General features: G+C 52.9%; 25 protein-coding genes. 14 read left to right on the top strand and 11 right to left on the bottom strand.

From position 1 onward, the window contains the following. Nucleotides 1-164 precede the first annotated feature (164 nt). The 5 genes from J1785_RS17890 to J1785_RS17870 are packed head-to-tail and all read left to right on the top strand — an operon-like array spanning nt 165 to nt 5171. Entirely contained in the window at nt 165-1037 is an 873-nt protein-coding gene (locus J1785_RS17890) for a carbohydrate ABC transporter permease (protein ID WP_129952993.1), read from the top strand. Next, nucleotides 1027-1926, top strand: a complete 900-nt coding sequence (locus J1785_RS17885) for a carbohydrate ABC transporter permease (protein WP_129952992.1) — start codon at nt 1027-1029, stop codon at nt 1924-1926. The genes J1785_RS17890 and J1785_RS17885 overlap by 11 nt, the downstream gene beginning before the upstream one ends. 11 nt (nt 1927-1937) lie before the next feature. Then, entirely contained in the window at nt 1938-2765 is an 828-nt protein-coding gene (locus J1785_RS17880; RefSeq protein ID WP_129952991.1) for a phosphodiesterase, read from the top strand. Then, nucleotides 2765-3871 (top strand): ABC transporter ATP-binding protein, encoded by a 1107-nt coding sequence (locus J1785_RS17875; protein WP_217220062.1) that lies wholly within the window; start codon nt 2765-2767, stop codon nt 3869-3871. The genes J1785_RS17880 and J1785_RS17875 overlap by 1 nt, the downstream gene beginning before the upstream one ends. Next, complete coding sequence (locus J1785_RS17870; protein WP_129952989.1) at nt 3864-5171, top strand: ABC transporter substrate-binding protein; 1308 nt, start codon at nt 3864-3866, stop codon at nt 5169-5171. The genes J1785_RS17875 and J1785_RS17870 overlap by 8 nt, the downstream gene beginning before the upstream one ends. Before the next feature lie 41 nt (nt 5172-5212). Here J1785_RS17870 and J1785_RS17865 read toward each other — a convergent pair whose 3' ends face one another. Continuing rightward, nucleotides 5213-5821 carry an HD domain-containing protein gene (locus J1785_RS17865; RefSeq protein WP_129952988.1) on the bottom strand — a complete coding sequence of 203 codons (609 nt, stop codon included), beginning with the start codon at nt 5819-5821 and terminating at the stop codon, nt 5213-5215. A 371-nt stretch (nt 5822-6192) separates the two neighbouring features. On the opposite strand from J1785_RS17865, the gene trhA reads away from it, so the two are divergent. Further along, nucleotides 6193-6843: a PAQR family membrane homeostasis protein TrhA gene (gene trhA, locus J1785_RS17860; protein WP_129952987.1), complete on the top strand. Its 651-nt coding sequence runs from the start codon at nt 6193-6195 to the stop codon at nt 6841-6843. A gap of 71 nt (nt 6844-6914) precedes the next feature. Here trhA and J1785_RS17855 read toward each other — a convergent pair whose 3' ends face one another. After that, a complete protein-coding gene (locus tag J1785_RS17855) occupies nt 6915-8204 on the bottom strand; it encodes a lysine N(6)-hydroxylase/L-ornithine N(5)-oxygenase family protein (RefSeq protein ID WP_217220061.1) in 1290 nt (429 codons plus the stop codon). 155 nt (nt 8205-8359) lie between these two features. Here J1785_RS17855 and J1785_RS17850 point away from each other — a divergent pair, with 155 nt between their 5' ends. Continuing rightward, a complete protein-coding gene (locus tag J1785_RS17850) occupies nt 8360-9241 on the top strand; it encodes a PhzF family phenazine biosynthesis protein (protein WP_129991426.1) in 882 nt (293 codons plus the stop codon). Here the strand turns inward: J1785_RS17850 and J1785_RS17845 are convergent, their stop codons facing one another. Further along, the gene (locus J1785_RS17845) at nt 9242-10111 is read right to left on the bottom strand and encodes a LysR family transcriptional regulator (protein ID WP_129952984.1); all 870 of its coding nucleotides are present in this window, start codon (nt 10109-10111) and stop codon (nt 9242-9244) included. 195 nt (nt 10112-10306) lie between these two features. On the opposite strand from J1785_RS17845, the gene J1785_RS17840 reads away from it, so the two are divergent. The 3 genes from J1785_RS17840 to J1785_RS17830 are packed head-to-tail and all read left to right on the top strand — an operon-like array spanning nt 10307 to nt 14034. Continuing rightward, nucleotides 10307-11509 (top strand): M20 family metallopeptidase, encoded by a 1203-nt coding sequence (locus tag J1785_RS17840; protein WP_217157236.1) that lies wholly within the window; start codon nt 10307-10309, stop codon nt 11507-11509. A 42-nt stretch (nt 11510-11551) separates the two neighbouring features. Beyond that, entirely contained in the window at nt 11552-12346 is a 795-nt protein-coding gene (locus J1785_RS17835) for a transporter substrate-binding domain-containing protein (RefSeq protein ID WP_217220059.1), read from the top strand. Between the two features lie 2 nt (nt 12347-12348). Next, a complete protein-coding gene (locus J1785_RS17830; protein WP_217220058.1) occupies nt 12349-14034 on the top strand; it encodes a M28 family peptidase in 1686 nt (561 codons plus the stop codon). Here J1785_RS17830 and J1785_RS17825 read toward each other — a convergent pair. Then, entirely contained in the window at nt 14018-14572 is a 555-nt protein-coding gene (locus tag J1785_RS17825; protein WP_129952980.1) for a helix-turn-helix domain-containing protein, read from the bottom strand. The genes J1785_RS17830 and J1785_RS17825 overlap by 17 nt on opposite strands. An 85-nt stretch (nt 14573-14657) precedes the next feature. Between J1785_RS17825 and J1785_RS17820 the strand changes: the two genes are divergently transcribed. From J1785_RS17820 to J1785_RS17810, 3 genes are all read left to right on the top strand, one after another. Continuing rightward, complete coding sequence (locus tag J1785_RS17820) at nt 14658-15179, top strand: GNAT family N-acetyltransferase (protein WP_129952979.1); 522 nt, start codon at nt 14658-14660, stop codon at nt 15177-15179. A 96-nt stretch (nt 15180-15275) separates the two neighbouring features. After that, nucleotides 15276-16373, top strand: a complete 1098-nt coding sequence (ada, locus tag J1785_RS17815; protein WP_217139396.1) for a bifunctional DNA-binding transcriptional regulator/O6-methylguanine-DNA methyltransferase Ada — start codon at nt 15276-15278, stop codon at nt 16371-16373. Between the two features lie 52 nt (nt 16374-16425). Beyond that, nucleotides 16426-16959, top strand: a complete 534-nt coding sequence (locus J1785_RS17810; RefSeq protein WP_129991431.1) for a GNAT family N-acetyltransferase — start codon at nt 16426-16428, stop codon at nt 16957-16959. Nucleotides 16960-17011: 52 nt separating this feature from the next. Here the strand turns inward: J1785_RS17810 and J1785_RS17805 are convergent, their stop codons facing one another. From J1785_RS17805 to gatZ, 7 genes are all read right to left on the bottom strand, one after another. Next, complete coding sequence (locus J1785_RS17805; protein WP_217220057.1) at nt 17012-17716, bottom strand: GNAT family N-acetyltransferase; 705 nt, start codon at nt 17714-17716, stop codon at nt 17012-17014. A gap of 121 nt (nt 17717-17837) precedes the next feature. Next, the gene (locus J1785_RS17800) at nt 17838-18692 is read right to left on the bottom strand and encodes a tagatose bisphosphate family class II aldolase (RefSeq protein WP_217220055.1); all 855 of its coding nucleotides are present in this window, start codon (nt 18690-18692) and stop codon (nt 17838-17840) included. 1 nt (nt 18693) lies between these two features. Next, nucleotides 18694-19746: a galactitol-1-phosphate 5-dehydrogenase gene (gene gatD / locus J1785_RS17795; RefSeq protein ID WP_217220052.1), complete on the bottom strand. Its 1053-nt coding sequence runs from the start codon at nt 19744-19746 to the stop codon at nt 18694-18696. Between the two features lie 43 nt (nt 19747-19789). After that, nucleotides 19790-21157, bottom strand: coding sequence for a galactitol-specific PTS transporter subunit IIC (locus J1785_RS17790; RefSeq protein WP_129952973.1), 1368 nt, complete (start codon nt 21155-21157; stop codon nt 19790-19792). Between the two features lie 3 nt (nt 21158-21160). Further along, complete coding sequence (gene gatB, locus J1785_RS17785) at nt 21161-21445, bottom strand: PTS galactitol transporter subunit IIB (protein WP_129991434.1); 285 nt, start codon at nt 21443-21445, stop codon at nt 21161-21163. Nucleotides 21446-21520: 75 nt separating this feature from the next. Continuing rightward, nucleotides 21521-22003, bottom strand: a complete 483-nt coding sequence (gene gatA / locus J1785_RS17780; protein WP_129952971.1) for a PTS galactitol transporter subunit IIA — start codon at nt 22001-22003, stop codon at nt 21521-21523. Next, the gene (gene gatZ / locus J1785_RS17775) at nt 21996-23291 is read right to left on the bottom strand and encodes a tagatose-bisphosphate aldolase subunit GatZ (RefSeq protein WP_217139393.1); all 1296 of its coding nucleotides are present in this window, start codon (nt 23289-23291) and stop codon (nt 21996-21998) included. Before gatZ ends, gatA begins: the two co-directional genes overlap by 8 nt. Nucleotides 23292-23570: 279 nt before the next feature. Between gatZ and J1785_RS17770 the strand changes: the two genes are divergently transcribed. Next, complete coding sequence (locus tag J1785_RS17770) at nt 23571-24353, top strand: DeoR/GlpR family DNA-binding transcription regulator (RefSeq protein WP_217157245.1); 783 nt, start codon at nt 23571-23573, stop codon at nt 24351-24353. The last annotated feature ends 269 nt before the right edge of the window (nt 24354-24622 follow it).

Below are 24622 nucleotides of genomic sequence, written 5' to 3'. Positions count from 1 at the left end.
AGGTTGTTCACTGGGTTAAATCAGTGCGGATTCAGAAATCCAAATCTCTATTTGTTCAGTAACATTGCTCATATTTCATTCAAATAACCATCACATTCCCGCCATGTGGCTGACACAAATGCAGGACAGGATAAGCACCTTATTTCGCTGACCGGTACCCTGTAATGCGCCGCACGTTGTTCCCTTATCTGATTTTGCTGCCGACGCTGATTTTTCTGTTTTTATTTACCTATTACCCCTTATTTCAGTCAGCGATGGACAGTCTGTTTGACAGCCGTCTGTCGTCAGACGCGCCGCCGTTTGTTGGCCTGCAAAACTATCTGCGCCTGATCCAGGATTCAGTCTTCTGGCGTGCGCTGCTCAATAATCTGGCGTACATCCTGATGACCGTGGTCCCCGGCATTATTCTGGCGCTGCTGCTGGCGGTCGCGCTGTGGGAAAACACCTCGCTGAACCGCTGGCTGCGTACCGCGTTTTTCTTCCCGATGATTATCCCGCTGGTCAGTGCTGCTACCTTGTGGTTGTTCATTTTCATGCCCGGTATGGGGCTGCTGGATTACTACCTGGCCAAAGTATTCGGGCCGATGAATAACAATTACCTCGGCATGAGCAACAGCGCACTGATTGCGCTGAGCGTGATCGGCGTGTGGAAATTTGCCGGCTATTACATGCTGTTTTTCCTCGCCGGATTGCAGTCAATCCCCGCCTCAGCACGCGAAGCGGCGCTGATGGAAGGCGCGTCGCGCCCGCAGGTTTTCTTCTATATCACGTTGCCGCTGCTGCGCCCGACCATCAGTTTTGTGGTCACTATCGCGCTGATTTATTCGATTACCCAGATAGATCATGTCGCGGTGATGACGCAGGGCGGGCCGAATAACGCCACCACCGTGCTGCTGTATTACATCCAGAGTCTGGCGAATGACACCCACGATTTAGGCAAAGCCTCGGCGGCGACATTCCTGACGCTGGTGCTGCTGTTTGGTTTTTCGATGCTGAACCTGCGTGTGCTGGAAAGAGGAGCTCATTATGAGCGTTGAAACGTCTGAAGTGCCGGTGATGACCGGCAAAAAATCCCGTCAGGGCGCGCGTTCACCGTCGATGTTATTGCGCGGTGCGCGTCGTTCGACGCTGCCGGTTTTATTGTTGTGCGCCGCGTTTTTATGGATGGCGCCTTTCCTGTGGATGCTGTCGTCGGCTTTCAGTGAAAGCAGTTTTGCGCCGGATATGGCCTCGCTGTTACCGCGTTTCCCGCTGACGTTGCAAAACTTCCGCGATGCGTGGGACAGCGCCGACTGGCTGCGGCTTTACGCCAATACCCTCTTTTTCTCCTTCGGCACCTTTCTGGTTCAGCTGGTGACCATCACCACTGCCGGTTACGTGTTCGCGTATCACGAATTTCGCGGCAAACAGACGCTGTTCTATCTGTTGCTGATTCAACTGATGATCATGCCCGTCATCATGATGGTACCGAACATGATGATCCTCAAACAGTTCGGACTGCTCAATACCCTGACCGGCGTGATGATGCCGTACTTTGCCTCGGCGTTTGGTGTGTTCCTGATGCGTCAGGCGTTTCTCAGCATTCCCCGTGAAATCGAAGAGGCTGCGCTGATGGAAGGCTGCCGCTGGTGGCAGGTGGTGTTTCGCGTACTGATCCCCATGTCGTGGCCCGCCATCCTGGCCTTTGCCACCGTCAGCATTACCTATCACTGGAATGAATACCTGTGGCCGCTGATGGTACTTAATGACCCGGATAAACAGGTGCTGACCGTCGGGCTGGTGTCTTTCGCGATGGGCGCAGAGTCAGGCGGACAATGGGGGTTAATTACCGCCGGCACGCTGATGGTGTGCCTGCCGCTGATGCTGGCGTTCATTATTTTTCAGAAACAATTCCTGAAAAGCTTCGGTTTTTCCGGGATCAAATAAAGGAGTCATCCATGTTTTTAGCTCAGATTTCTGACATGCACTTTCGCAGCGATGGCCGCAAACTGTATGACTTTATCGATGTGAACGGCTGCAACGCCGAAGTGGTCAGCCAGCTGAATGCGCTGGAAGAACAACCGGATGCGGTAGTGATCACCGGTGATATTGTTAACTGCGGTCTGCCGCAGGAATACGAGGTGGCGCGTCGCACGCTGGGCAATCTGCGTTATCCGCTGTACATCATTCCCGGCAACCACGACGACAAAGCACAGTTTCTGGAAGCGTTGCATTCGCTGTGTCCGCAGCTCGGCACCGATCCGCAAAACATGCATTACGCCATTGATGATTTCCCGATGCGCCTGCTGTTTATCGATTCGAGCCTGGCCGGAGAATCGAAGGGGTTCCTGACGCTGGAGACGCTGGCGTGGCTGGAAGGTCAGCTGGAGCAGGGGGGCGATAAGCCGACGGCGGTGTTTATGCACCACCCGCCGGTGAAAGTCGGCTCGGCACAGATGGACGCCATTTCGTGTGAAAACGGTGACCAGCTGCTGGCGCTGATTGATCGCTTTCCGTCGCTGGTTCGCGTGTTCTGCGGCCACACGCACCGTCTGATTTTTACGCAGTACAAACAGACGATCATCACCACCATTCCCGGCACGGTACATCAGGTGCCGTATTATCATCATAATCCGGCACCGTTTTATAACCTCGAGCCGGCGGCCTGCGTGATGCATCGTCTGGTGGATCACACCGGGCTGGTCAGTTATCTGCATCCGTTGTCACAATATCCCGGCCCCTATCTTTATGATGCGCAAATCAGTTGCCCGGTGGACTTTCAATGATGTCTGGCATTCGTCTGGAAAATATTACCAAACAGTTTGAAGGCAGCACGGCAGTGAATCAGCTGTCGCTGGAAATCACCGACGGTGAATTTCTGGTGCTGGTCGGGCCATCGGGTTGCGGCAAAAGTACCTTGCTGCGCCTGCTGGCCGGTCTGGAAGAGGTGAGCGACGGGCGCATTATACTCGACGGTAAGGATATCGCCGGGCTGTCGCCGCGCGAGCGCAATTTCTCGATGATCTTCCAGAACTACGCGCTGTTCCCGCACATGACCGTTGAACAAAACATCACGTTCGGCATGCGGATGCGCAATGAGCCGAAACATCTGCATCAGGCACGGGTAGATCGCGTCGCCGGATTATTACAGCTCGGGCCCTTGCTCAAACGCAAACCCGGCAAGTTATCCGGCGGTCAGCGGCAGCGGGTGGCGATGGCGCGCGCTATCGTGCGCGATCCTAAGTTGTTTCTGATGGATGAGCCGCTGTCGAATCTTGATGCACGCCTGCGCACGGAAGTGCGTGACGGTATCATGCAACTGCATAAGCAACTGAAAACCAGCACTGTTTACGTCACCCATGATCAGATGGAAGCCATGACCATGGCGGACAGGATCGCCGTGCTGGATAAAGGCCACCTGCAACAAATTGGCGCACCGGAAAGGTTGTATGCGCATCCGGCCAACCTGTTTGTCGCCGGGTTTATCGGCACACCGTCGATGAATCTGTTTTTACTGCCGTGTGCTGATGGCATGCTGACGGTCGAAAATCAGCCGGTTCATCTGCCGCAAACTGAGCATGCGCAGACACTCAATGAGGTGTATCTGGGCATCAGACCCGAACACATCAGCGACCAGCCTGCGGAAGGTGAAAGCCTGCAATTGCAGGCGACACTGACCTACCGCGAGTTGCTCGGCGCGGAGTATTTATGTCACGCCGACACGGCGATCGGGGAAATCCGCTACGTCCGTAAAAATCTGTTACGGGAAAACAGCGGGAATATTCCACAACCCGGCGACCGCATCACATTGCATTTTTCTTTGCACGATCTTCATCTTTTTTCAGGCCAAAACCAGCAAAACCTGCACCGGGAGAATCACCATTATGCGTAACGTTCATGCGCTGGCGCTCGCCATCGGCTTGATTGCCGCGGGCACCGCCTCCGCCAAAGAAAATATCGATTTCATGTTCCCGGCGCCGGTTGACGGCAAACTGACCCTGGAAATGACCCGCGTTATCAAAGAGTTCAACCAGTCACAAAATGATATCGAAGTGCGCGGGATTTTTACCGGTAACTACGACACCACCAAAGTCAAAGCCGAAGCGGCGGCTAAATCAGGCCAGCCACCGGCGCTGGTGATTATGTCTGCTAACTTCACGGCGGATCTGGCGATTAAAAATGAAATTTTGCCGATGGATGAGCTGTTCAAATTCGGCGATCAGAAAGCCACGCCATTTCTGACGCAAAATTTCTGGCCTGCCCTGCGTCAGAACGCACAGGTTAACGGCGTGACCTATGCCATCCCGTTCCATAACTCGACGCCTATTCTTTATTACAACAAAGACATGTTCGCCAAAGCGGGCATTACCGCACCGCCGAAAGACTGGGATGAATTGCTGGCAGATTCGAAAAAGCTGACGGACTCGGCGAAAGGCCAGTGGGGCATCATGCTGCCGTCAACCAATGATGATTACGGCGGCTGGATTTTATCGGCACTGACCCGCGCCAACGGCGGCCAGTACTACAATGCCGATTATCCGGGCGAAGTCTATTACGACAAACCGTCCACACTGGGGGCACTGCGCTTCTGGCAGAATCTGGTATATCGCGACAAAGTGATGCCGCCGGGGGTGCTGAACTCGAAACAAATCAGCGCGGCATTTTTCTCCGGTAAACTCGGCATGGCGATGCTCAGTACCGGCGCGCTGGGCTTTATGCGTGAAAACACCAAAGATTTCGAGCTGGGCGTAGCCATGATGCCTGCCCAGGTGCGTAACGGTGTCACCATCGGCGGGGCGAGTCTGGTAAGTTTTAAAGGCATTTCCGACGACCAGAAAAAAGCCGCCTACACTTTCCTGCAATATCTGGTCAGCCCGAAAGTTAACGGTGCCTGGAGCCGCTTTACCGGCTATTTTTCACCGCGTATGGCGTCTTATGACACACCGGAAATGAAAGATTACCTGGCAAAGGATCCGCGTGCAGCGATTGCGCTGGAGCAGCTGAAATACGCCTATCCGTGGTATGCGACGTATGAAACCGTAGCCGTACGTCAGGCGATGGAAAATCAGCTGGCGGCACTGGTCAATAATGAGAAAGTCACGCCGGAAGCGGCGGCGGCACAGGCACAGAAAGACGCCGATACCCTCCTGAAACCTTACGTGGATTCCACGACACTGAATGTTCCTAAGTAGTTGATCTTGCGCCTTCCCCTCTCACGAGGGGAAGGGTTTTATTATTTCAGCCAGCCCTGTTGATGGGCATTATCCAGATGACTGCGGATATGCAGCCACAGTTCAGGATGGATATCGGCGATAAAGGCATTGCGGGCTAACACCTGCTCCAGACGGATATTATTTTCCACCCAGCTCTGACCCTGATTATTCAGGTTCATGACCATCGGCATCACACGGTCGATCACCAGCGCAAAGCGTGCTTCCGGCGTTTCACCCGCTTCGTATTCATCCCACAAATCCAGGAACTGACGGTCGAGCGGCGCGGGCAAAAGGCCGAACAGGCGTTTCGCTGCGATGATTTCCTGATCCTGAACTGCCGCGCGGGCAGCGAGATCGTAAACCAGCACGTCACCGGCATCAATTTCCACGATGTCATGGATCAACGCCATGCGGATGACTTTATTAATATCAATACCTGCCGGCGCAAAAGGTGCCAGAGACATCGCTGCCACGGCGAAATGCCAGCTATGTTCCGCGGAATTTTCCTGACGCTCAGTGCCTAAAACTTTTGTGCGACGTTGCACGCTTTTCAGCTTGTCGATTTCCATCAGGAACTGAAAAACTTCAGTCATGGCGCCGAAATCCAGCGGGGAAGTTGCTACAGACATAGTCAAACCTTAGTCATATTGACAGCATTGTTAATGGCGTTATCAGAGATTTCCGGTACACCTTAGTCCCTTGATGACAAAAAATCATGTTTTTGGGTGCGGTCAGCATCGTTCTTTTCTGAATGCCATGAGGAGAAATTATAAGCAAAGTGAATGAATTGAAGGGATTCCAGACGGTGTCACTCTGAAATGATGATCCTGATAAGGGACTGTAACATCGGGAAATACTCGTTTTAAGCTTACAGGTGTACACTGGAATAATTCTCAGCTACTCTGTCTGCGGTATGATTTATAATCAGCCGTTATAAGCAACCGGATTTGAAGCGCTTTTATATTCTTTTAACGTATTTTGCCTGGAGGGTTCTCAACGTATGGGTAAGTTGTCTCCATCACCACAGGGATATCCGTGGGCTGAAGAGATTGCCAACAGCCTCAGTCACGGCGTGGGTCTGATTTTCGGGATTGTCGGATTGGTGCTGTTGCTGGTTCAGGCAGTAGGCGATAACGCCAGCGCCATGGCGATCACCAGCTACAGTTTGTACGGCGGCAGCATGATTCTGCTGTATCTGGCCTCCACGCTGTATCATGCGATACCGCATCAGAAAGCCAAATACTGGCTGAAAAAACTTGATCACTGCGCGATTTATTTACTGATCGCCGGTACCTACACGCCGTTCCTGCTGGTCGGGCTCAATTCTCCTCTGGCGAAAGGATTAATGGCGGTGATCTGGGGGCTGGCGCTGTTCGGCGTGATTTTTAAACTGGCGTTTGCGCACCGTTTTGAGGTGCTTTCCCTGGTCACGTATCTGACAATGGGCTGGCTGTCACTGATTGTGATTTATCAGCTGGCGACCAAACTTTCCCCTGGCGGTGTGATATTGCTGGCGCTGGGTGGCTTGATATACACGCTGGGCGTTATTTTTTACGCTTCAAAACGTTATCGGTTCGGTCACGCCATCTGGCACGGATTCGTGCTTGGCGGCAGTGCCTGCCACTTTTTAGCCATCTATTTTTACGTCTGACGTGTTTTCAGTCACGAAGGCGCTTTAAGAAAAGGAAACGCGGAGCCTGATGCTCCGCTTTTTTGTGCTCGCTATTTATGGGGCGTATCTGACCACCACTGGACCAGCGAGGGCACCGGCCGCAGATCGTAATGTGCCTCGCCCAGCAAATGATTAAGGATTTTTGCCGAGCGCCACGCGGTCAGCGTCAGTTGCCCTTCGGCACTGCCGTGGCTGTGGATCCCGGCATTCACTGCGTAAATGCGGTTCTGCTCCGGACCATCCCAGCGCAGATTGAAATTCGGCTGCAGCGGCAAATGTTGCTCGCGGTCATAAGGAATACGTGCCAGCAGCGGTTCAAGATAATCCGGTAAACCGGGGCGGTACCCGGTCGCCAGGATCACGATATCGGCACTGAAATGTTCCTCGCATTTTTCCAGCCCGTGCTTTGCCTGCAAACTGAAATCGCCAGTCGCATTACGCACGATATGATCCAATGCGCGGTGGGGCAACAAACGCACGTTACGCGGCTGATGCAGCACGTCGAAACGGTGGTAAAGCTGCTTATAGATGTCTTCCAGCGTGTGATAACTGATGCCGTCAGAAGGCAGTTTTTGCGTTTCTATTTCCTGCTCGCGCACCTCTTCCGGCAGCGTATAAAAGTAGTTCACATACTCCGGGGTAAAATATTCATTGGTGAAAATTGATTCATCCAGTGGCTGAAAATTAGGGCGCCGGGATATCCAGCTCAGTTCGGTGAATTCGCCCCAGTGGCCGCTCAGTGCGTTAAGAACGATGTCGGCACCGCTCTGTCCACCGCCGACTACTACCACCCGTTTACCGGTGAAATCAGGCTCACGCAGTTCTATTTCTGCAGCATGAAAACAGTTATCCCCCAGTGCTGCCCGTGCCGGTTTAGGGATCCACGGTGCATGACCGGTGCCGAGGCAAATATTGCGCGCGCGGTGCTTGCCTTTTTCACTCTGCACGATAAATTCCTGCCGCTTATCGTCGAAATCAATCCGCTCAACCGGTTCGGAAAAATGCAAACCCGTAATGCGGTCGCACGCCCAGCGCAGATAATCGGAAAACTCATCGCGGCTGATGATCAGCTGTTCCGTGGCCAGAAAACGGTAAATTTTCTTCTGCTCAACCAGATAATTAATAAACGAGAATTCGCTGCGCGGCGCAACGGTAGTGACCAGATCCTGCAGGACGTAGGTCTGCATGGTCGCCGTGGGTAATAACATACCGGGATGCCAGCTGAATTCCGGGTTAGCGTCGAAGAAAGCAGCGTTGAGTTTTTCCGTGTCTTTTGCCATGGCGGCGAGACTGAGATTAAAGGGACCGATACCAATACCAACCAAATCCTTCACGGGCATCTTTCTATTCCTTATGTTTTTAGGATACTTTGGAAACAATGTTATTAAGCATAGGTCAGCCGACAGCGACTGGCCTTTTTCCCGATAGCTTATTGAAATATTGCTCTATGCATTCACTTTGCCTTTTCTTACTCAACGATTAAAAAGGATTTGCTATGACCCGCTTGCGTCGTTTTAAACAAGTTGATGTGTTCACCGCTGAGCCGCTCAAAGGCAATGCACTGGCCGTAATACTCGATTCGGAAGGGCTGACGGATGCCGAAATGTTTGCCATGGCCCGCTGGACCAATCTTGCGGAAACGGCGTTTGTGATCAAACCGACATCACCCGAAGCGGATTACCGCGTGCGGATTTTCACTACTGACAAAGAGCTGCCGTTCGCCGGACATCCGACGCTGGGTACGGCATATGCGCTGTTGCAAAGCGGGCTGAAGCCTAAAAATTCTGGTTATCTGGTGCAGGAATGCGGTGTCGGGTTGGTGCAGGTAAAACAGCTGGCAGAAGGCGGTCAGGCATTTTCCGCTCCGCCTGCACAACTGAAACCGCTGGAGACTGAACATCATGCGTTGCTGGAAACCGCGCTGCGCGGCGGCAACATTCAGGCTGACGTCATGCCGGTATCGGTCGATATGGGCATCATCTGGCTGGTCGTGCGAATGGAAAGTGCGCAGGACTGTCTGAATATCACGGCCGATGCCGCCGCGGTCAGTCAGCTGCAAACACAACTGGGGATTAACGGTATCGCAGTCTATGGTTTACACGATAAAAACGGCCCGGCGGATTATGAAGTGCGGGCGATTATCGACGAAAACGGTGTGCTGAAAGAAGATCCGGTCACCGGCAGCGCCAATGCCTGTCTGGCGCGGGTGCTGAAAGCGGCGAATTTCCCGGATGGTGCGCATATGGCACAAACCTACCGCGTGCGTCAGGGAACGAAGCTCCAGCGCGATGGCCGCGTGACTGTCACCTTTGTGGATGGCGAACCGTGGATCGGCGGCGATAGCTGTACGCTGATCGACGGCACGTTAGATCTCTGATCAGCGGGGCATCAGCCCGTGTTGCGCCGTTTGTAACAGATGTATAAACGCCTGCATGTACGGTGTGGCATGCAGGTTATGGCGGTGCAGCAACCAGGTGCGGTTTTTTACCGTCGCGCCGTCCACTGTGATCGGGCGGCGGTAAAAATGCTCCGGCAGCGGTAAATAAGGAGCGACAATCGCGTAACCCAGTCCGTGTTCCACCATCGCCATGCACACTTCCAGTTTGTCGACTTCCATTGTGACAGTCGGTGCATGCGAAAAGTTGGCATTCCACCAGCGTTCAATCAGTTGCGTCACGTGCGCACCGTGGTGAATTTTTATCTGCGGCATGTGCGGCAACAGGGCGAAATCAAAATCCTGACTGTTGACCAGCACGTAATCATCTTCTTCAATCAGATGCTTGCTTTCCTTCCAGTTAAAATCGTCCTTCACCAGCGCGATATCAATTTCCCCGCGCAACAGCTTCTGAATGATCTCCTCGCTAAAACCGCTCATCAGATTCACACGGATCCCCGGATGTGTCTGCCGGAACTGGCTGAGCAATGGCGGAAGACGGTACGCCGCGTAGTTGCTCGACACGCCCAGTGAAATCTCTCCCTGCTGCTCCTGATCCAGACTGTGCAGATTGAGTTTCAGTTGCTGTAAATCATTGAGCACGGTGACGGCGTGTTGCGCGAGATATTCGCCCTGTGCGCTGAAGGTCAGCCCTTTTTGTCCTTCTTCAAACAGACGGATCGCCAGCTTGCGTTCAATCTGGCGTAAACGGTAACTGAGCGCGGGTTGTGAGGTATAAAGCTGTTCCGCCGCACGGGTGATATTTTTATGCTGATATACCGCCCGCAATATCAGCCAGTCTTTCTCGTTCATCGTTTTTCCGCCACCCGTAAAATCCTTCCTCCATAAAATATTTTTTGCGTAAAAAGCGCAACAGATAAAAAGGCTCAATTTGACCGGAAACAGTAAAAGCCCTATTTCTGTTGGTGTAGCGGCGCGTCATCGTCGCACCAAGTTGCATTCACCCGAAAATAATTTTTGGTCTTGCACCATCGCAGGGAATAAAACATGTCTGGTTGCACTACATCGGTTCATCACGCCAAAGAACAGAAAGCTGAGATTATCGCAGCTGTGGATTCTCTCGCAGCACAGGCCAGTGCGCTGGCGCTGAGCATTCATGCCAACCCTGAACTCAGCTTTGAGGAAGCCGAATCAGCAGCGGCACTGATTGCGCCACTGCGGGCGGCAGGATTTGAGATTGAGGTTCAGTCGGGCGGCTTGCCGACGGCATTCCGCGCGACGTTTGACAGCGGTAAGCCGGGCCCTGTGATCGCGTTGCTGGCGGAATACGATGCGCTGAAGGAACTGGGGCACGCCTGCGGACATAACCTGATTGGCACGGCATCCGTGACGGCCGCGCTGGCGCTGAAACAACAATCGCATCTGCTGACCGGCAAGCTGGAAGTGATCGGTACACCGGCAGAGGAAGAGGGCGGCGGGAAAATTATCCTCAGCGAGAAAGGCATTTTCGACCATGTCGACGCGGTGATGATGTTCCATCCGCGCGATAAAACCATGGTGGTACGCGGCGGGCTGGCATGTGTGGATGCGGTATTTAAATTCTATGGCAAAGCGGCGCATGCGGCATCAGCTCCCCAGAACGGGATCAGCGCGCTCGATGCGGTGATCCACACCTTCAACGGCATTAATGCCCTGCGTCAGTTGTTCACCGACGATGTGCGCGTACACGGCATTATTTCCGATGGTGGCAGTGCGACCAATATTGTTCCGGCTTATGCGGAAGCGAAATTCCTGATGCGCGCTGAAACGGTCAGGGGTCTCAGTACCGTCAAACAAAAAGTGTTTGATGCGGCGCGGGGTGCGGCGCTGATGGCCGGTGCGCGGCTGGAAATTGAAGAAGGGCTGACCTACGCCGAGCGCAATAACAACCTGACGCTGGCGGAATACTTTAAACAAAATCTGGACATCCTCGGCGTAGAAGTGGTTCCGCCGCCGCTCAGTGGCGGGATCGGTTCTTCTGATATCGGCAACGTCAGCCAGGTAACGGCGGCGATCCACCCGTATATCCGTATTGGTGATGTGCTGCCACATACACCGGAATTTGCCGAAGCTGCCGGTTCCGAAGCCGGTCTGCAGGCTATGTTGCAGGCGGCAAAAGCGCTGGCGATGACGACAGTTGATCTGTGTCAGGACGGCGCAAAACTTCAGGCCGTACGGGAAGAGTTTTTAAACTGGAAGTCCCGTTTTTAAGTTCACAATCAAAATAATAACCTTGGGTATGAGGACAGGATAATGATGAAAAAAATACAAGTGGCTGCCCTTATGGCAATGATCTTGGGCAGCGCACTGGCGCATGCCGAAGGTGAAACGCTGCGTGTCGGCGCTGATTTAAGTTATCCGCCGTTCCAGTTCCGTGATGCTGCGGGGACGCCGACCGGCTTTGAAATTGATGTCACCAACGCCATCTGCAAAGAGATGAAAGTGAAATGTGACTATGTGGTCAGCAGCTTTGACGCGGAAATTCCTTCGCTGATCGCCAAAAAAGTGGATTTCATTTCGCCGCAGGGGGCGACCGAAAAACGCCGCAAAGTGATCGACTTCAGCGATTTTGTGTATCACATCCCGACCAAACTGGTGGTGCAAAAGGGCAGTCCGCTGTTGCCAACGCCGGAATCGTTGCAGGGTAAGCGTATCGCGGTTCAGCAGGGTTCGATTCAGGAAATGTATGCCAATACTTTCTGGCAGCCGAAAGGAGTGGATGTGGTGGCGTATGCCGATCAGGACACCATTTATCAGGATCTGGTGGCCGGACGCCTGGACGGTGCGCTCAGCCCGGCGGTGGCGGTGACTTTTGGCTTTCTCAACAAACCGGAAGGCAGGAATTTTACCCTGACCGGCCCGGAAGTGCGTGACGATAAACTGTTCAGCATCGGTTCGTCGTACGGCCTGCGTAAAGGCGATGATCACATCAAAAAACTGCTCAATGACGGCCTGGCAAAAATCATGGCTGACGGTACCTGGGAAAAGATTAAGACCCATTACTTCGGTCCGCTGGACATATCGGTTCATCAGGAAAAGGTTAAATAATCATGGGATTGCGCCAGCCGGTTCGTGAGTTTTTATTACCCCTGATGGATGGGCTGTTGCGTGAATTTTCCACGTTGCACCGGCTTTCCGGCTGCGATGATGCGGAGCGGGCGGCGCAGCACATGGTGTCTGTGTTGCAGGAGCAAGGTCTGGATGCGCGGCTGTTGCATTGCCCGCTGTATCTCAGCGATCCGCTGGCCGGAAGGTTGCGTCTGCCTGAGTTTCCGCAATGGCAGTGCAATGCCAAAACCCGTTCATTCTCGGCGCATTGCCCGCAGGGCGTGGAGGGACACGGCTATTACGATGCCGGTGCCTGTAAATCACGTACAGATCATGAATGGCAACGTTGGGCGCAGGAGGTAAAAGGCAAAATCGTGATTGCCGGCCAGGGTTTTGAAGATTATGTACAACGCCTGTGTGCCGCAGGTGCCGCCGGACTTATTCATATTTGGGGCTCGGCTGAAACAGCGTTGCATGAAGAAACTGTCGGACCGGTCTGGGGAACGCCGGAACCGGATGATTTTCTGCGTTATCCGCGCCTGCCGGTGATTTCCGTTAATCACCAGGACGGTCAGCATTTGTTAAAGAAGTTACAGCAACATCCGCTGATGAGGCTGGAAATTGCCACGGAACTGAATTTTCACGTCGCCGGATGCAGCATGCCGGTGGTGGATATTCCCGGCAGTACGCCGGAATTCGTACTCCTCTCCTCACATTACGATTCCTGGCATGAGGGGGTTACGGACAACGCGACCGGTAATGCGCTTTGTCTGGCGATGGCCATCCATTTTCATCAGCAGCCGCAAAGGTTGCTGCGCGGGTTGCGGATTATCTGGTGGCCCGGGCATTCTAACGCCCGCTATGGAGGCTCCACCTGGTATGCCGATAACTACCGCCAGTCACTGAAACAGCATTGTGTGGCGCACATTAACGTCGATTCACCGGGGTGTCAGGATGCGGTGAATATTGTGCTCAATGCCAGCGGTGCGGAATCACAGACCTTTTTAAATGCGGCGGTGGAAGCCGTGACCGGCGACCCGGCGCAGTGCATTATCCCTCCGGGCAAAGGCGGCGATCAGTCATTCTGGGGCTGTGGTGTGCCGCTGCATTTTGCCTTTCGCGAAATCCCGCTTGAAAAAACCAGTCAGTCGCCAGGCAGTGGCGGTGGCTGGTGGTGGCACACACAAGACGACACTTACGATAAAGTGGATTTGAATATTCTGTGGCGCGATACACAAATCCACGCGCACTGGCTGGAAGGTCTGCTGACACAGACCGCGCTACCGCTGGATCCGCTGACGTATCTGAACGGTTTACAGCAATCGCTGGCAGAACTGGCCGCCAGCGTTTCACCGGAATTTGATCTCTCCGCCGTGGCTGAAAAATTACAGCAATTACAGCCTGTTTTGAGTGAACTGACCACCAACTGGCAGACGGAGCCGCAAACCTGGCAGCCTCAGATGAAGCAGGCTCTTGCCGGTTTGCATCGTCTGCGTTACAGCTCCGTAGACGATTTCCATTACGACCTGAGTTATCGCGGCGGTGCCTTCCCCGGTTTTCAGGAACTGGCTCCACGACGGGAAGATACCTCACCGGAAATGTGGCTGATGATGACGACGCGTTTTCGCCGTCAGCACGACCGTGCGCTGGCGCTGCTGGAAAATGTGGAAGCTATTTGTCGCTCATGACCAGCAGATACCGGCAAGGCTCAGCGCCGGGATTACTGAATGTGATGGGCAAATCCACGCCAAACGTCAGTGCATCACCCGCCGATAAGGCATATTTTTCAGCACCATAATCTATGGTCAGCGTCCCTTCTACCAGCCATAAACGTTGTTTATAGGCCTGATGATTCCAGCCAGGATAACTGATGCGGGCGGCGGCGGGCAGCGTGATTTCAACCAGTTCCGGGCCGCCGTTTTCCTGATGTGCGGTTACCTGACGTCGCAGATAACCGATATCCGGATCCTGCCAGATTTCCTGTTGCGCCAGCGGACGCAAGGGGGCGGGCTGTTCGTTATCTTCTGAAAGTAGCTGCGCCAGCGAAACGCCCAGACTGGCCGCGAGGCGGCCTAACAGACTGGCACTCGGACTGCTGTCCTGCCGTTCAATTTTCGAAATCATTGCCTTACTGACGCCCGAACTGCCGGAGAGTTGTTCGAGACTTAAACCCTGCGCTTTTCGCAAAGCCTGCAGGCGTGTGGCGATCAATTGGTCGATTGACATAAGGTCAGTTCCGTTGTTTACTTTTGTGGAATTAATTCTACTATAGTGGAATTTACCGCATAACGGAAGCCAACGGGAATGACTGATGAAAATGATTACCTGCACTGAACGCCAGCATGCTGTGGCAATTTTGGATATTTTTAATGAGGCGATCCTGACATCCACGGCGCTTTATGATTATAAACCGCGCCACATCGACAGTATGACAGCCTGGTTTGCGACTAAACTGACCCATAATTTTCCGGTGATCGGACTGCAGGACGAACAGGGTGCGTTGCTGGGTTTTGCCAGTTACGGCACGTTCCGCGCCTGGCCTGCGTATAAATATTCGGTCGAGCATTCGATTTATATTCATAAAGATCACCGTGGCAAAGGATTGGGCAAAATCCTGCTGAACGCGCTGGTTGATGTCGCGCGTGAGAGGGGCGTACACACCCTGATTGGTGCCATTGATGCGGCTAACAGTGGCAGCATTGCCCTGCACGAAAAAAATGGATTCAGTCATGCCGGCACGATTAAACAGGCGGCTTTCAAATTTGATCGCTGGCTGGATCTGGCCTTTTATCAGATGATCCTCGAGACGCCCTTAAAACCGGTTGCAGGCTGAATGCTTGGTGCAGAATGAGAAAGCAAGAGCCGGAGGGTACGGGTGTTAACGGCGGCTTATGCTGACCGTTATCCAGTCGGTAATGTGAGGCAGAAAATGTCAGATAAAACAGGCGTTGTTAAAAATAAGACAGGGGAAAACTCCACCCGTGTGCAGAGCCAGGATCCGCGCTGGCAGGCAGTAGTCAGTTGTGATGCAAAGGCTGATGGCAGGTTTGTTTATGCAGTCAAAACCACGGGGATTTACTGCGCACCTTCGTGCCCGTCCCGCCAGCCGAATCCGGAAAATATTCTTTATTTTGATGATGCCGAAGCCGCAGAACAGGCAGGATTTCGTCCCTGCAAGCGCTGCCGTCAGGGGCTGATTTCACTGGCGCAGTTTCATGCTCAGCGCGTGGCTCAGGCCTGCCGGTTGCTGGAACAATCGGCCGACATGCTGACGCTGAATCAGTTGGCTGCCGGGGTGGGCATCAGCGCCTATCATTTTCATCGCCTGTTTAAAGCGCAAACCGGCCTGACGCCTAAAGAATACCAACAGGCGCAGCGGGCACGACGCGTACGCGAAAACCTGACACATTCCGCGACGGTCACCGAGGCGATCCATGCGGCGGGCTATCCTTCCGATGGCCGGTTTTATGAAACCTCTGCAGCGACGCTGGGCATGACGCCACAAAATTTCCGATCAGGTGGTCGCGATGTCCGCGTCTGGTTTGCCATCGGCAAATCTTCTCTGGGCGATATACTGGTCGCCGAAAGTCAGCGGGGGATTTGCGCTATTTTGCTGGGGGATGATCCTGAGAAGCTGATTAACGAACTGCAAAATAGTTTTCCACAGGCAGAATTATTGGGTGGCGATCCGGATTTCGAGCGGCGAATTGCCTCGGTCATCGGCTTTGTGGAAGCGCCACATATTGGTCTGGATTTGCCGCTGGATATTCGCGGTACGGCTTTCCAGCAGCGTGTCTGGCAGGCACTGCGTGATATCCCGCCGGGAAGCACCGCCAGTTATGCCGAAATTGCCCATAAAATCGGTTCGCCGAAATCAGTCCGCGCGGTGGCCGGAGCCTGTGCCGCGAACCTGCTGGCAGTTGCAATCCCCTGCCATCGGGTGGTGAAAACCGGCGGCAATATTTCTGGTTATCGCTGGGGCGTGGAACGAAAACGAAGTTTGCTGGCGCGGGAAGAGAAGGGCTGACTATACTGAGCAGACTTAATGATTTCGTGGATTTTTTATAATGAGGGATGCCGTGCCAGCCTGCACTTTACGGATTGCTGAACCCAAAGATATCGACGCGCTTGCCCAATTACATGTTGCCATCTGGCGTGATACTTATCGTGAACTTGCTCCTGCGGAGGCCTTTGCGGCGCTTGATGTCCCGCGCCGTCAGGCTTTCTGGCAGGATAAATTTGCACATCCCGTAGCCGGTCAGGGTATTTTCATTGCAGAAACTGACGGCGTTTTCGCCGGATTTTGTCTGGCGTCGGCTTCCTCAAACCCGGAATTTGGCAACATGGCTGAAATCAAATTCCTGTATGTTTCCCCGCTGTTCAAACGTCAGGGAATCGGCAAGCGGTTAATCGCTGAGGCTGCAAGACATCTGGCCGGTGAGGGTTTCCGGGGCGCAGGGCTTGGTGTGGTGGAAGGTAACGAACCCGCCATCCTCTTTTACCGTGCCCTGGGAGGCAGGGAGGCCGGGCGCTATACCGATGCCGGGCCTCTCTGGCGCTCACCTAATATAATTTATGCGTGGCCTGATATCAGCGTGCTGACTGCACTGTAAATCCCCTTCGCGGCGAAATACTGCCTGCGTCAGTGAATAACGCAGGCGATCTTCACTGACGCAGTGCTTCCAGCCGCTGCTTTTGCTGACCTTCGGCAGTGAAATTCTCTGCACTTAACCAGCGTTCAAACGCGGTTTTTGAGGCTGGCCATTCAGAGTCGAGAACGGAATACCAGCAGGTGTCACGGTTATGCCCTTTATTGACGATGGCCTGACGGAACATCCCTTCATATTGAAACCCGAAACGCTGCGCGGCCAGTTTTGACGGCTCATTCAGGCTGTGGCATTTCCATTCGCAGCGGCGATATTTCAGCGTATCGAACAGATAACGTTGCAGCAGGTAAATCGCTTCAGTGCCAAAACGTGTTCGTTTCATCAGCGGAGACCAGTTCACCCAGCCAATTTCGGCTACGCCATTCACGGCATCAATACGCATCAGGGAAACGCTGCCGACTGCGCGTTGTGTCTGTATATCGACAACTGCGAAAAACAGCGGATCCTCACTTCTGGCCTGTTGGGAAATGAACAGATCGCAATCAGCCTGGGTCGCAGGGCGATCGACGGAGAGATACGTCCAGTCGCGGTTATCATCAATGCTGTGCCAGGCCTTAAACAGATCCTGACTATGGCGTTCAGTATTCAGAGGTTCCAGGCGGCACCAGTGACCATCAAGCTGAACATGAGAAGGTCGTTCGCGGGGTTGCCAGTCGGGAAGGGCATCACCAATGGGTTGGCCAAAGTGGTTAAGGGGGGTCATAGCAGTTTCCATTTTACTATCAATGAACTTCCATAAAATCAGAATGGAATGGTGGCTGCAACCGGCGCTTTAATAAAAATCTGTAAAGCGGGTGTTTGACCCGCTTATTAATAAAGGCCCGTTATAAGCACCCGGCACTGCCACAGATCCTGATTTTTTCCTCAACCACTTTTTGCATCGCCAGTTTGCCGGGCACGATGTATTTGCGGGGATCATTCGCATCCGGATGTTCTGAGAAATACTCTTTTACCGCACCGGCAAAGGCTATTTTCAGCTCGGTGGCAACATTGACTTTGCAAATGCCCAGTTCAATCGCCTGGCGTATCATGTTTTCAGGAATACCGGACGCACCATGAAGCACCAGCGGAATATCGACCTGCTGGCGGATTTGCCCAAGGCGGCTGAAATCCAGCTTCGGTTCCCCCTGATACAGGCCATGCGCAGAGCCAATGGCAACGGCCAGCGAATCAATACGTGTGGATTCAACAAAATGCTTAGCCACAACGGGATCGGTGAAAATACCGTCACCTTCCTCTACCACCAGATCATCTTCTTGTCCGCCAAGTCGGCCGAGTTCTGCTTCGACACTGGCATCAAAGGCATGACACAGCCGGACAGTTTCACGCACATGTTGGATGTTTTGTGCCAGCGGAAAATGCGATGCATCGATCATTACGGAGCGGATCCCGGCCCGGACTTTGCTCCCGATATCGGCCGGATCCTCATGGTGGTCCAGATGCAACGCCAGTGGAATGCGATACTTTCGCGCAGCCTCATGGCATATCGAGATCAGGTAATCTGTGCCAGCATAACTCAATGTCCCCGGTGTTCCGGCAAGGATCACCGGGGAACTCATGGCTGCCGCCGTTTCTGCAACAACTTGTACCGTCTCGAGATTATGTACGTTAAAAGCAGGAACGGCATAACACCCGCGCTGAGCCGCGAGCAGCATTTCTCTGTTAGAAATCAGATACATTTTATCGGCCTCCTGTCATATCCAGCAGAATCTTTCCTGTCATCGGCTTGCCAGCCAGCGCGGCGACCTCCCGGATAAACTCTTGCGGACGGGCAACACTGGCGATCAGGGGTTCAAGACTGAGTTTATTCTCAGTAAAAAGCTGAATGGCCTGTCGCCACTCACTGCCCGGCCATGGAGAGGAATAATTCATCCAGCTGCCGAGTAAAGTCAGCTCTTTGCGCAGGATATGGCCGAAAGTGGCGACGTCTAACGTCAGCTCTTTGTGTAAGGTGCCGACCAGCGCGATTTGCGCTTTGGGGCCGGCAATATTGAGAGACAGAGCCACGGTTTGTGCCGTACCTGCCGTTTCAACAATCAGCTGATTAAAGCGCCTTTCGTGAGTTTGCTGGCGGATGTCATCAGCATTGCACGTTGCGCTGTTATAAACGTGGCTTGCGCCTGTTTCTTCTGCCAGGGCAAGGCGCTGCGGATTGATGTCGATGGCTGTCACCGATTTCGCGCCCAGCGCGCTGGCGGCCTGAATAACTAATTGCCCGATGGTGCCCGCGCCAATCACTATTACCTCTTTACCCTGACAACCTCCTGCCAGTTTCAGTGCATGCAAACCAACGGTGAGCGGTTCCAGAAAAGCACCTTGCAGGAGGGAAAAATTTTCCGGCAATTTGAATAAATTTTTCCGCGAAACCACAATGAATTCAGCATGGCCGCCACTGCGTCGGGAGCCGATGAACTGATAGTGCTTACACTGGGAATACGCTGTTTGACGGCACTCTTCGCACTGAAAACAGGGTAATAAAGGTACGCAGGCCACGGCATCCCCCTCGTGTAAATCGGTGACATCTTCTCCGGTGCTGATGACGTGGCCACTAAATTCGTGGCCCAATGTGATGGGGTAAAAATGTGAGCTGCTGGCGAAAATACGCGGAATATCGGACCCGCACAGCCCGGAGTAGGCAATGCGAACCAGAACTTCATCGGGAGCACTCAGCGTGGGAGCAGGTTGCTCTTCAACAGTTAGTCTGCTGTCAGCATGTACAACGACAGATTTCATAGTCAGGTTCCTTAGGCGGGGAATGCCCCCGCCGGGATGAAAGTTAAGAGTTAGCCAGTGCAGCGGCTGCCCGTTTTTCTGTTTGTGTGAATTGACGGGCGCGACGCCATGTCAGGAATACGCCGATAGCGTAAATAACGCCGATGATAGTCAGCCCTGCGATGTTTTTAAGTGTGCAAAGTTGGATGAGTAAATACGTGATCGGCGAGCCACCCTGATCGAGTGAAGCCACTCTTCCGCCAGCCGTGAGTGCACCTGCATTCGCGGCCAACTGGGTGTGCAAATCAATGGTCTGTGTGGCTATCCACAGCGTGATACTCATGATGATGCAGCCCGAAATCAGCGTGCGGAACAGGTTGCCCTGATGCACGGCAACCGCGATGGCAACGAAGAAACCGATAGTGGCGAGGTCACCAAACGGCAAGACCTGATTTCCGGGAACAAGCACAGCGATAAGAATTGTCAGAGGGATAAAAATCAGGCTGGCGGAAACCACGGCGGTATGACCCAGTAATAACGCCGGATCCAGACCAATCAGGAACTCCTGTCCGCCAAAGCGGGCCTGCAGACGCGTACGGGCATGACGGGCGATAGGCGTTAAACCGTCCATTATCGGTTTGATAACCCGTGGCATCAGAAGCATGACTGCAGCGGTTTTAACGGCCAGCTGCAATATGCCTTTGACGTCGTACCCGGCGAGATAACCAATAATCAGCCCCATCACTAAACCGACGGTGACCGGTTCACCAAACGGACCGAAACGCTTTTGCACGTCATCAGCACTGAAGTGAATTTTGTTCAGCCCCGGGATCTTCTCAATGACGGTATCAACCAGGACTGCGATCGGCCCGAGATAGGCTGAGGAACCATGTGGGATAGCAATGCCTTCCAGATTAAAGAAATCACGCGTGTCCTTTGCAAACCAGTCGCCCAGCTTGTAGATGAATGCGGCATGTAAAATCACCCCCATGATCCCCAGCCAGTAAGAGCCTGTAGCAAGGTGCAACATGGCGCCTGTGAACGTCATGTGCCAGATATTCCAGATGTCCACATTGACGACACGGGTCATACGCGTCAGCAACATCACAATGTTCACACCGATTGCAATCGGAATAGCAACCAGCGCAATTTGTGATGCCCAGGTCATTGGCGACGAGCCTGGCCAGCCAATATCGACGACCTGCAGGTTAATTTCGAAATGCTCTGCCATGGCTTTTGCCGCAGGCCCGATGGAATCGAGCATCAGGCCGATGACCAGACCGATTCCGACAAAACCAATACCAATGTGAATGGCAGATTTAAATGAATCCCCAAGTTTCATCCCTAATATCAGCGAGAAAACGATGATCACCCCAGGCAGCATGACTGTCGGGCCGAGATCGAGGATGTAGCGCATGATGTCGGTAAACATGACTTACTCCTGTAACAGGGTCAGTATTTGCTGGCGTAATGTATCCATGCCCACACCGGAGATAAACGGCATGCCATGTACAACCGGAATACTGCCAAATGTCCGGTCCACCTTGGCGGTGGTACAAATCAGATGAGCACCGTCCATATAGGTTTCGATTTCTGTTACCCGGCACTGCACCAGATCCACATGTATGCCATGTGCCTCACACAATTCTTTGATTTCCTCCGCTGCCAGCGTAGAGGTGGCAACAGCTCCGCCACAGGCGACTATAATTTTTCGCTTCACGGTAAGGCTCCTTAACAGATTGTTTTAAATGTTATTTTTGTAGGTAAGACATCGGGGTTATTGCTTATGGTATTTTCAGGTACACACAGCGGATCGCTTCTCAGGAGCAGGCAGAAAAATGTGCTGTTCAAAAAGCGCGGCTAATTGTTCTTCCGGAGCTGTCAGTAGACGTTCAAAAAAAACAGGTTCCTGTAACTGGCTGAATAACTGACGCAATAGCTTCAGCTGTTCTGACGGGTGAGTGACAATCAGGGCAATGATGAGTCTGGCGGGAATCGTTCCTTCGTCATCAGCCTGAAAAAATTCCACTGTGGTATCTGGCCTGATCAGATAAATGGCCGGGCTGCGGGCATGAATGGCTTCGCAATGCGGAATGGCGACAGCATGATGTTCAAGCTGGATGCCGGTTGGATATTCAGCCTCGCGATGTATCAGCGCCTGCGGATACGTCGTTTCCACCACGCCCTCCTGCACCATACGTTCACCGATGTGTGCGAGTGCCTCGTGATAATCCGCAAAACTGATACCGGTTTTGACGAAGATTGCGCAGTTATGCATGGCATACTCCTTCACATACTGTCTGCGACGGCGTGCAACCGAAGTGATACGCGCGCAGAACGTCCTGAATTTTATCGATGATAAGTTCATGCGGATCGCTGGTAAGTGCACCGGTCATCACCCGTTCAAACTGAGCAGGCAGGTATTGGCTCAGCAGACCAAGCGGGATATCTGCTGAACGCAGGTTAGCCATTAAAACGTCCATCGCCCGGTTGATACGGACATGAGGCCAGTAGTAGCGAATACGATCGGATAAGCTGAAATGCAGATCGATAAGTGACAGGCTGAATGTCGGGTTGTAATACTTTTTCCAGTAACCGGGCTCATCCAGCATGACGCCATCAATAACCGTCAGGATCTGGCTGCGGCACTCTGGCGCAATCAATACCTGTTCAATGTTGGCCAGGGAAAAAACGGCTTCCCGCAAAGCGAAAGTCAGTGCAGGACCCACTTTCAGGATAGCGAAGTGATCTTTCACCAGACTGCGGTAAGAATCGCGGGTCTGGTAATCGGTAGAATGGGCTTCATAAACCAGAGGTGTGGCAGCAATATAAGCTGACAGCTCCTGGGCAAGATCGGGCTGATAATGAATCACGCGGCTGTGATCGAATTCAACGCCGGGCTGGACCACGATGGCAATGATCCGATCCAGGGCATCATTCAGCCCGAGTTCGCGAAATGCCTGATGGTGCATTTCCAGAGTCGCTTTTGCATCTCTGGTTTCGGTGATATGAACATGCTGGATCGCCGATGACTCACCGCCTGGGACGGGGACTTCAGTGCCAATGACATAGGTCAGCAATGCTTTCTGCTGTGGCGTTGCCACTTCTTCAGCGACCTGACATAAACGCGCTGCACGCTGAGCTACGACGAAAGGATCCAAAGGAACAGGATCGTCTGCACAGGACATGGACGCATCCAGATGAATTTTGCTGAATCCGGCTTCGACATAGCGCGCAATAAGGTCTTGTGCTTTTGCCATCGCTGTTTCGGCGTTTTCATGCTGCCAGCAGTTTGGCCCCAGATGATCGCCCCCTAAAATCAGACGCGGTAACGGGAATCCAATTCTCTCGGCAATGGCGAGAACGAAATCTCGGAAATCAATGGGTTGCATGCCCGTATAGCCGCCAAACTGATTGACCTGGTTGGACGTTGCCTCGATCAGCACTTTGCGGTCAGTGTGCAAATCTTCCCGTAATGCAGCTTCAATCACCAGCGGATGCGCAGAGCATACTGAGCAGATGCCGATCCTTTCGCCTGTCTTGTGTTTAGCAATAATGTCTTTCATTTTAGGCCTCCGTTTGTTTCCGAAGAGGATCATACCTTTCCGAAAGGCAAACAATAGCGTTTTGCAGATTTCGTGATGATGATCGGAATAATTCGTAAGTTTATTTCATTCGATTGCTTTCGTTTATGAAGGCATCTCGTGAAACGAAAAGATAAAATCGCCGTGCGCAGCGGCAACCTGTCGGGAGTTGCTGTGATTCACATCGTGCGGAATTTTTACTCCTCATTAAGGTGCCTTTTGTTTACACTGGGAGGTATATGACCTTTCGGATTACCCATAATGAATACTTATGAACGTCGCAATAGAATCATTGATTTAGTGAATGAGAATGGCAGTGTTCTGGTTGCTGAGCTTTCGAGTGCTTTCGAAGTTTCAGAAGTTACGATTCGTTCTGACCTGAGTTTGCTGGAACAAAAAGGTGCGCTCAGTCGTTTTCATGGCGGTGCGGCAAAGCGGACTGCCAGAGAAACGGCAGGTCACGACAAACCGCTGGATGAAATGGTTCTGGAAGAGCGTTACCTTCACGCCAGCGATCCGAAAAAACGCATCGCTCAGACTGCCGCAGGGTTGGTTAAGCCGGGTGACACCGTGATCCTCGACAGCGGCAGCACCACCATGCTGCTGGCTGAAGAGTTGGTGAAAGCGGGTGATATCACTGTCATTACTAATAACTTACCTGCTGCCTTTGTGTTATCCGAAAACCCGGATATCACGCTGGTTGTCTGCGGGGGAACACTGCGTCACAAAACGCGCTCACTGCATGGCAACATTACGGAATATGCATTGCAGGGTATCGTCGCAAACCTCATGTTTGTCGGCGCTGATGGCCTGGATGCGGCAACAGGGATCACCACATTTAATGAAGGCTATAGCATCAGCGGTATCATGGCCGATGCTGCTCAGCGGGTCGTGGTGGTCACAGATTCCACCAAATTTGGACGACGCGGCTATAACCTGGTGCTCCCTATGGAAAAAATCGACACCATCATTACTGACACCGGTATCAGCGATGATGTGCAACGGGCGCTTAAACAAACCTCTACAGAGATTATTGTCGTCTGATTTCTAGCCGCTTCCGCCATCAACCGTGCAGACTTTACGACTGCTGACGAATCAATAAAACAGGCAGATCTGAGGGTTGCGCAGATGTGCGGGGAAAAACATAGGCGTTTCAGTAACAGCTATTCATAAGTGGAAGCTGTATCCAAAAACTGCCGCAGAGAAAGGTTCCTGCGACAGCGGGGGAGTGAAGGCGACTGAACGTTGAGAAGCAATAATAAAGCCGCAAATCCTTTCGGGGGGCGGCTTTATTTGCGTTAACGGGCTTATCT

The sequence above is a fragment of the Rahnella perminowiae genome, assembly GCF_019049755.1.
Classification (GTDB): Bacteria; Pseudomonadota; Gammaproteobacteria; order Enterobacterales; family Enterobacteriaceae; genus Rahnella; species Rahnella perminowiae.
This window is presented reverse-complemented; position numbering and strand designations above follow the sequence as displayed.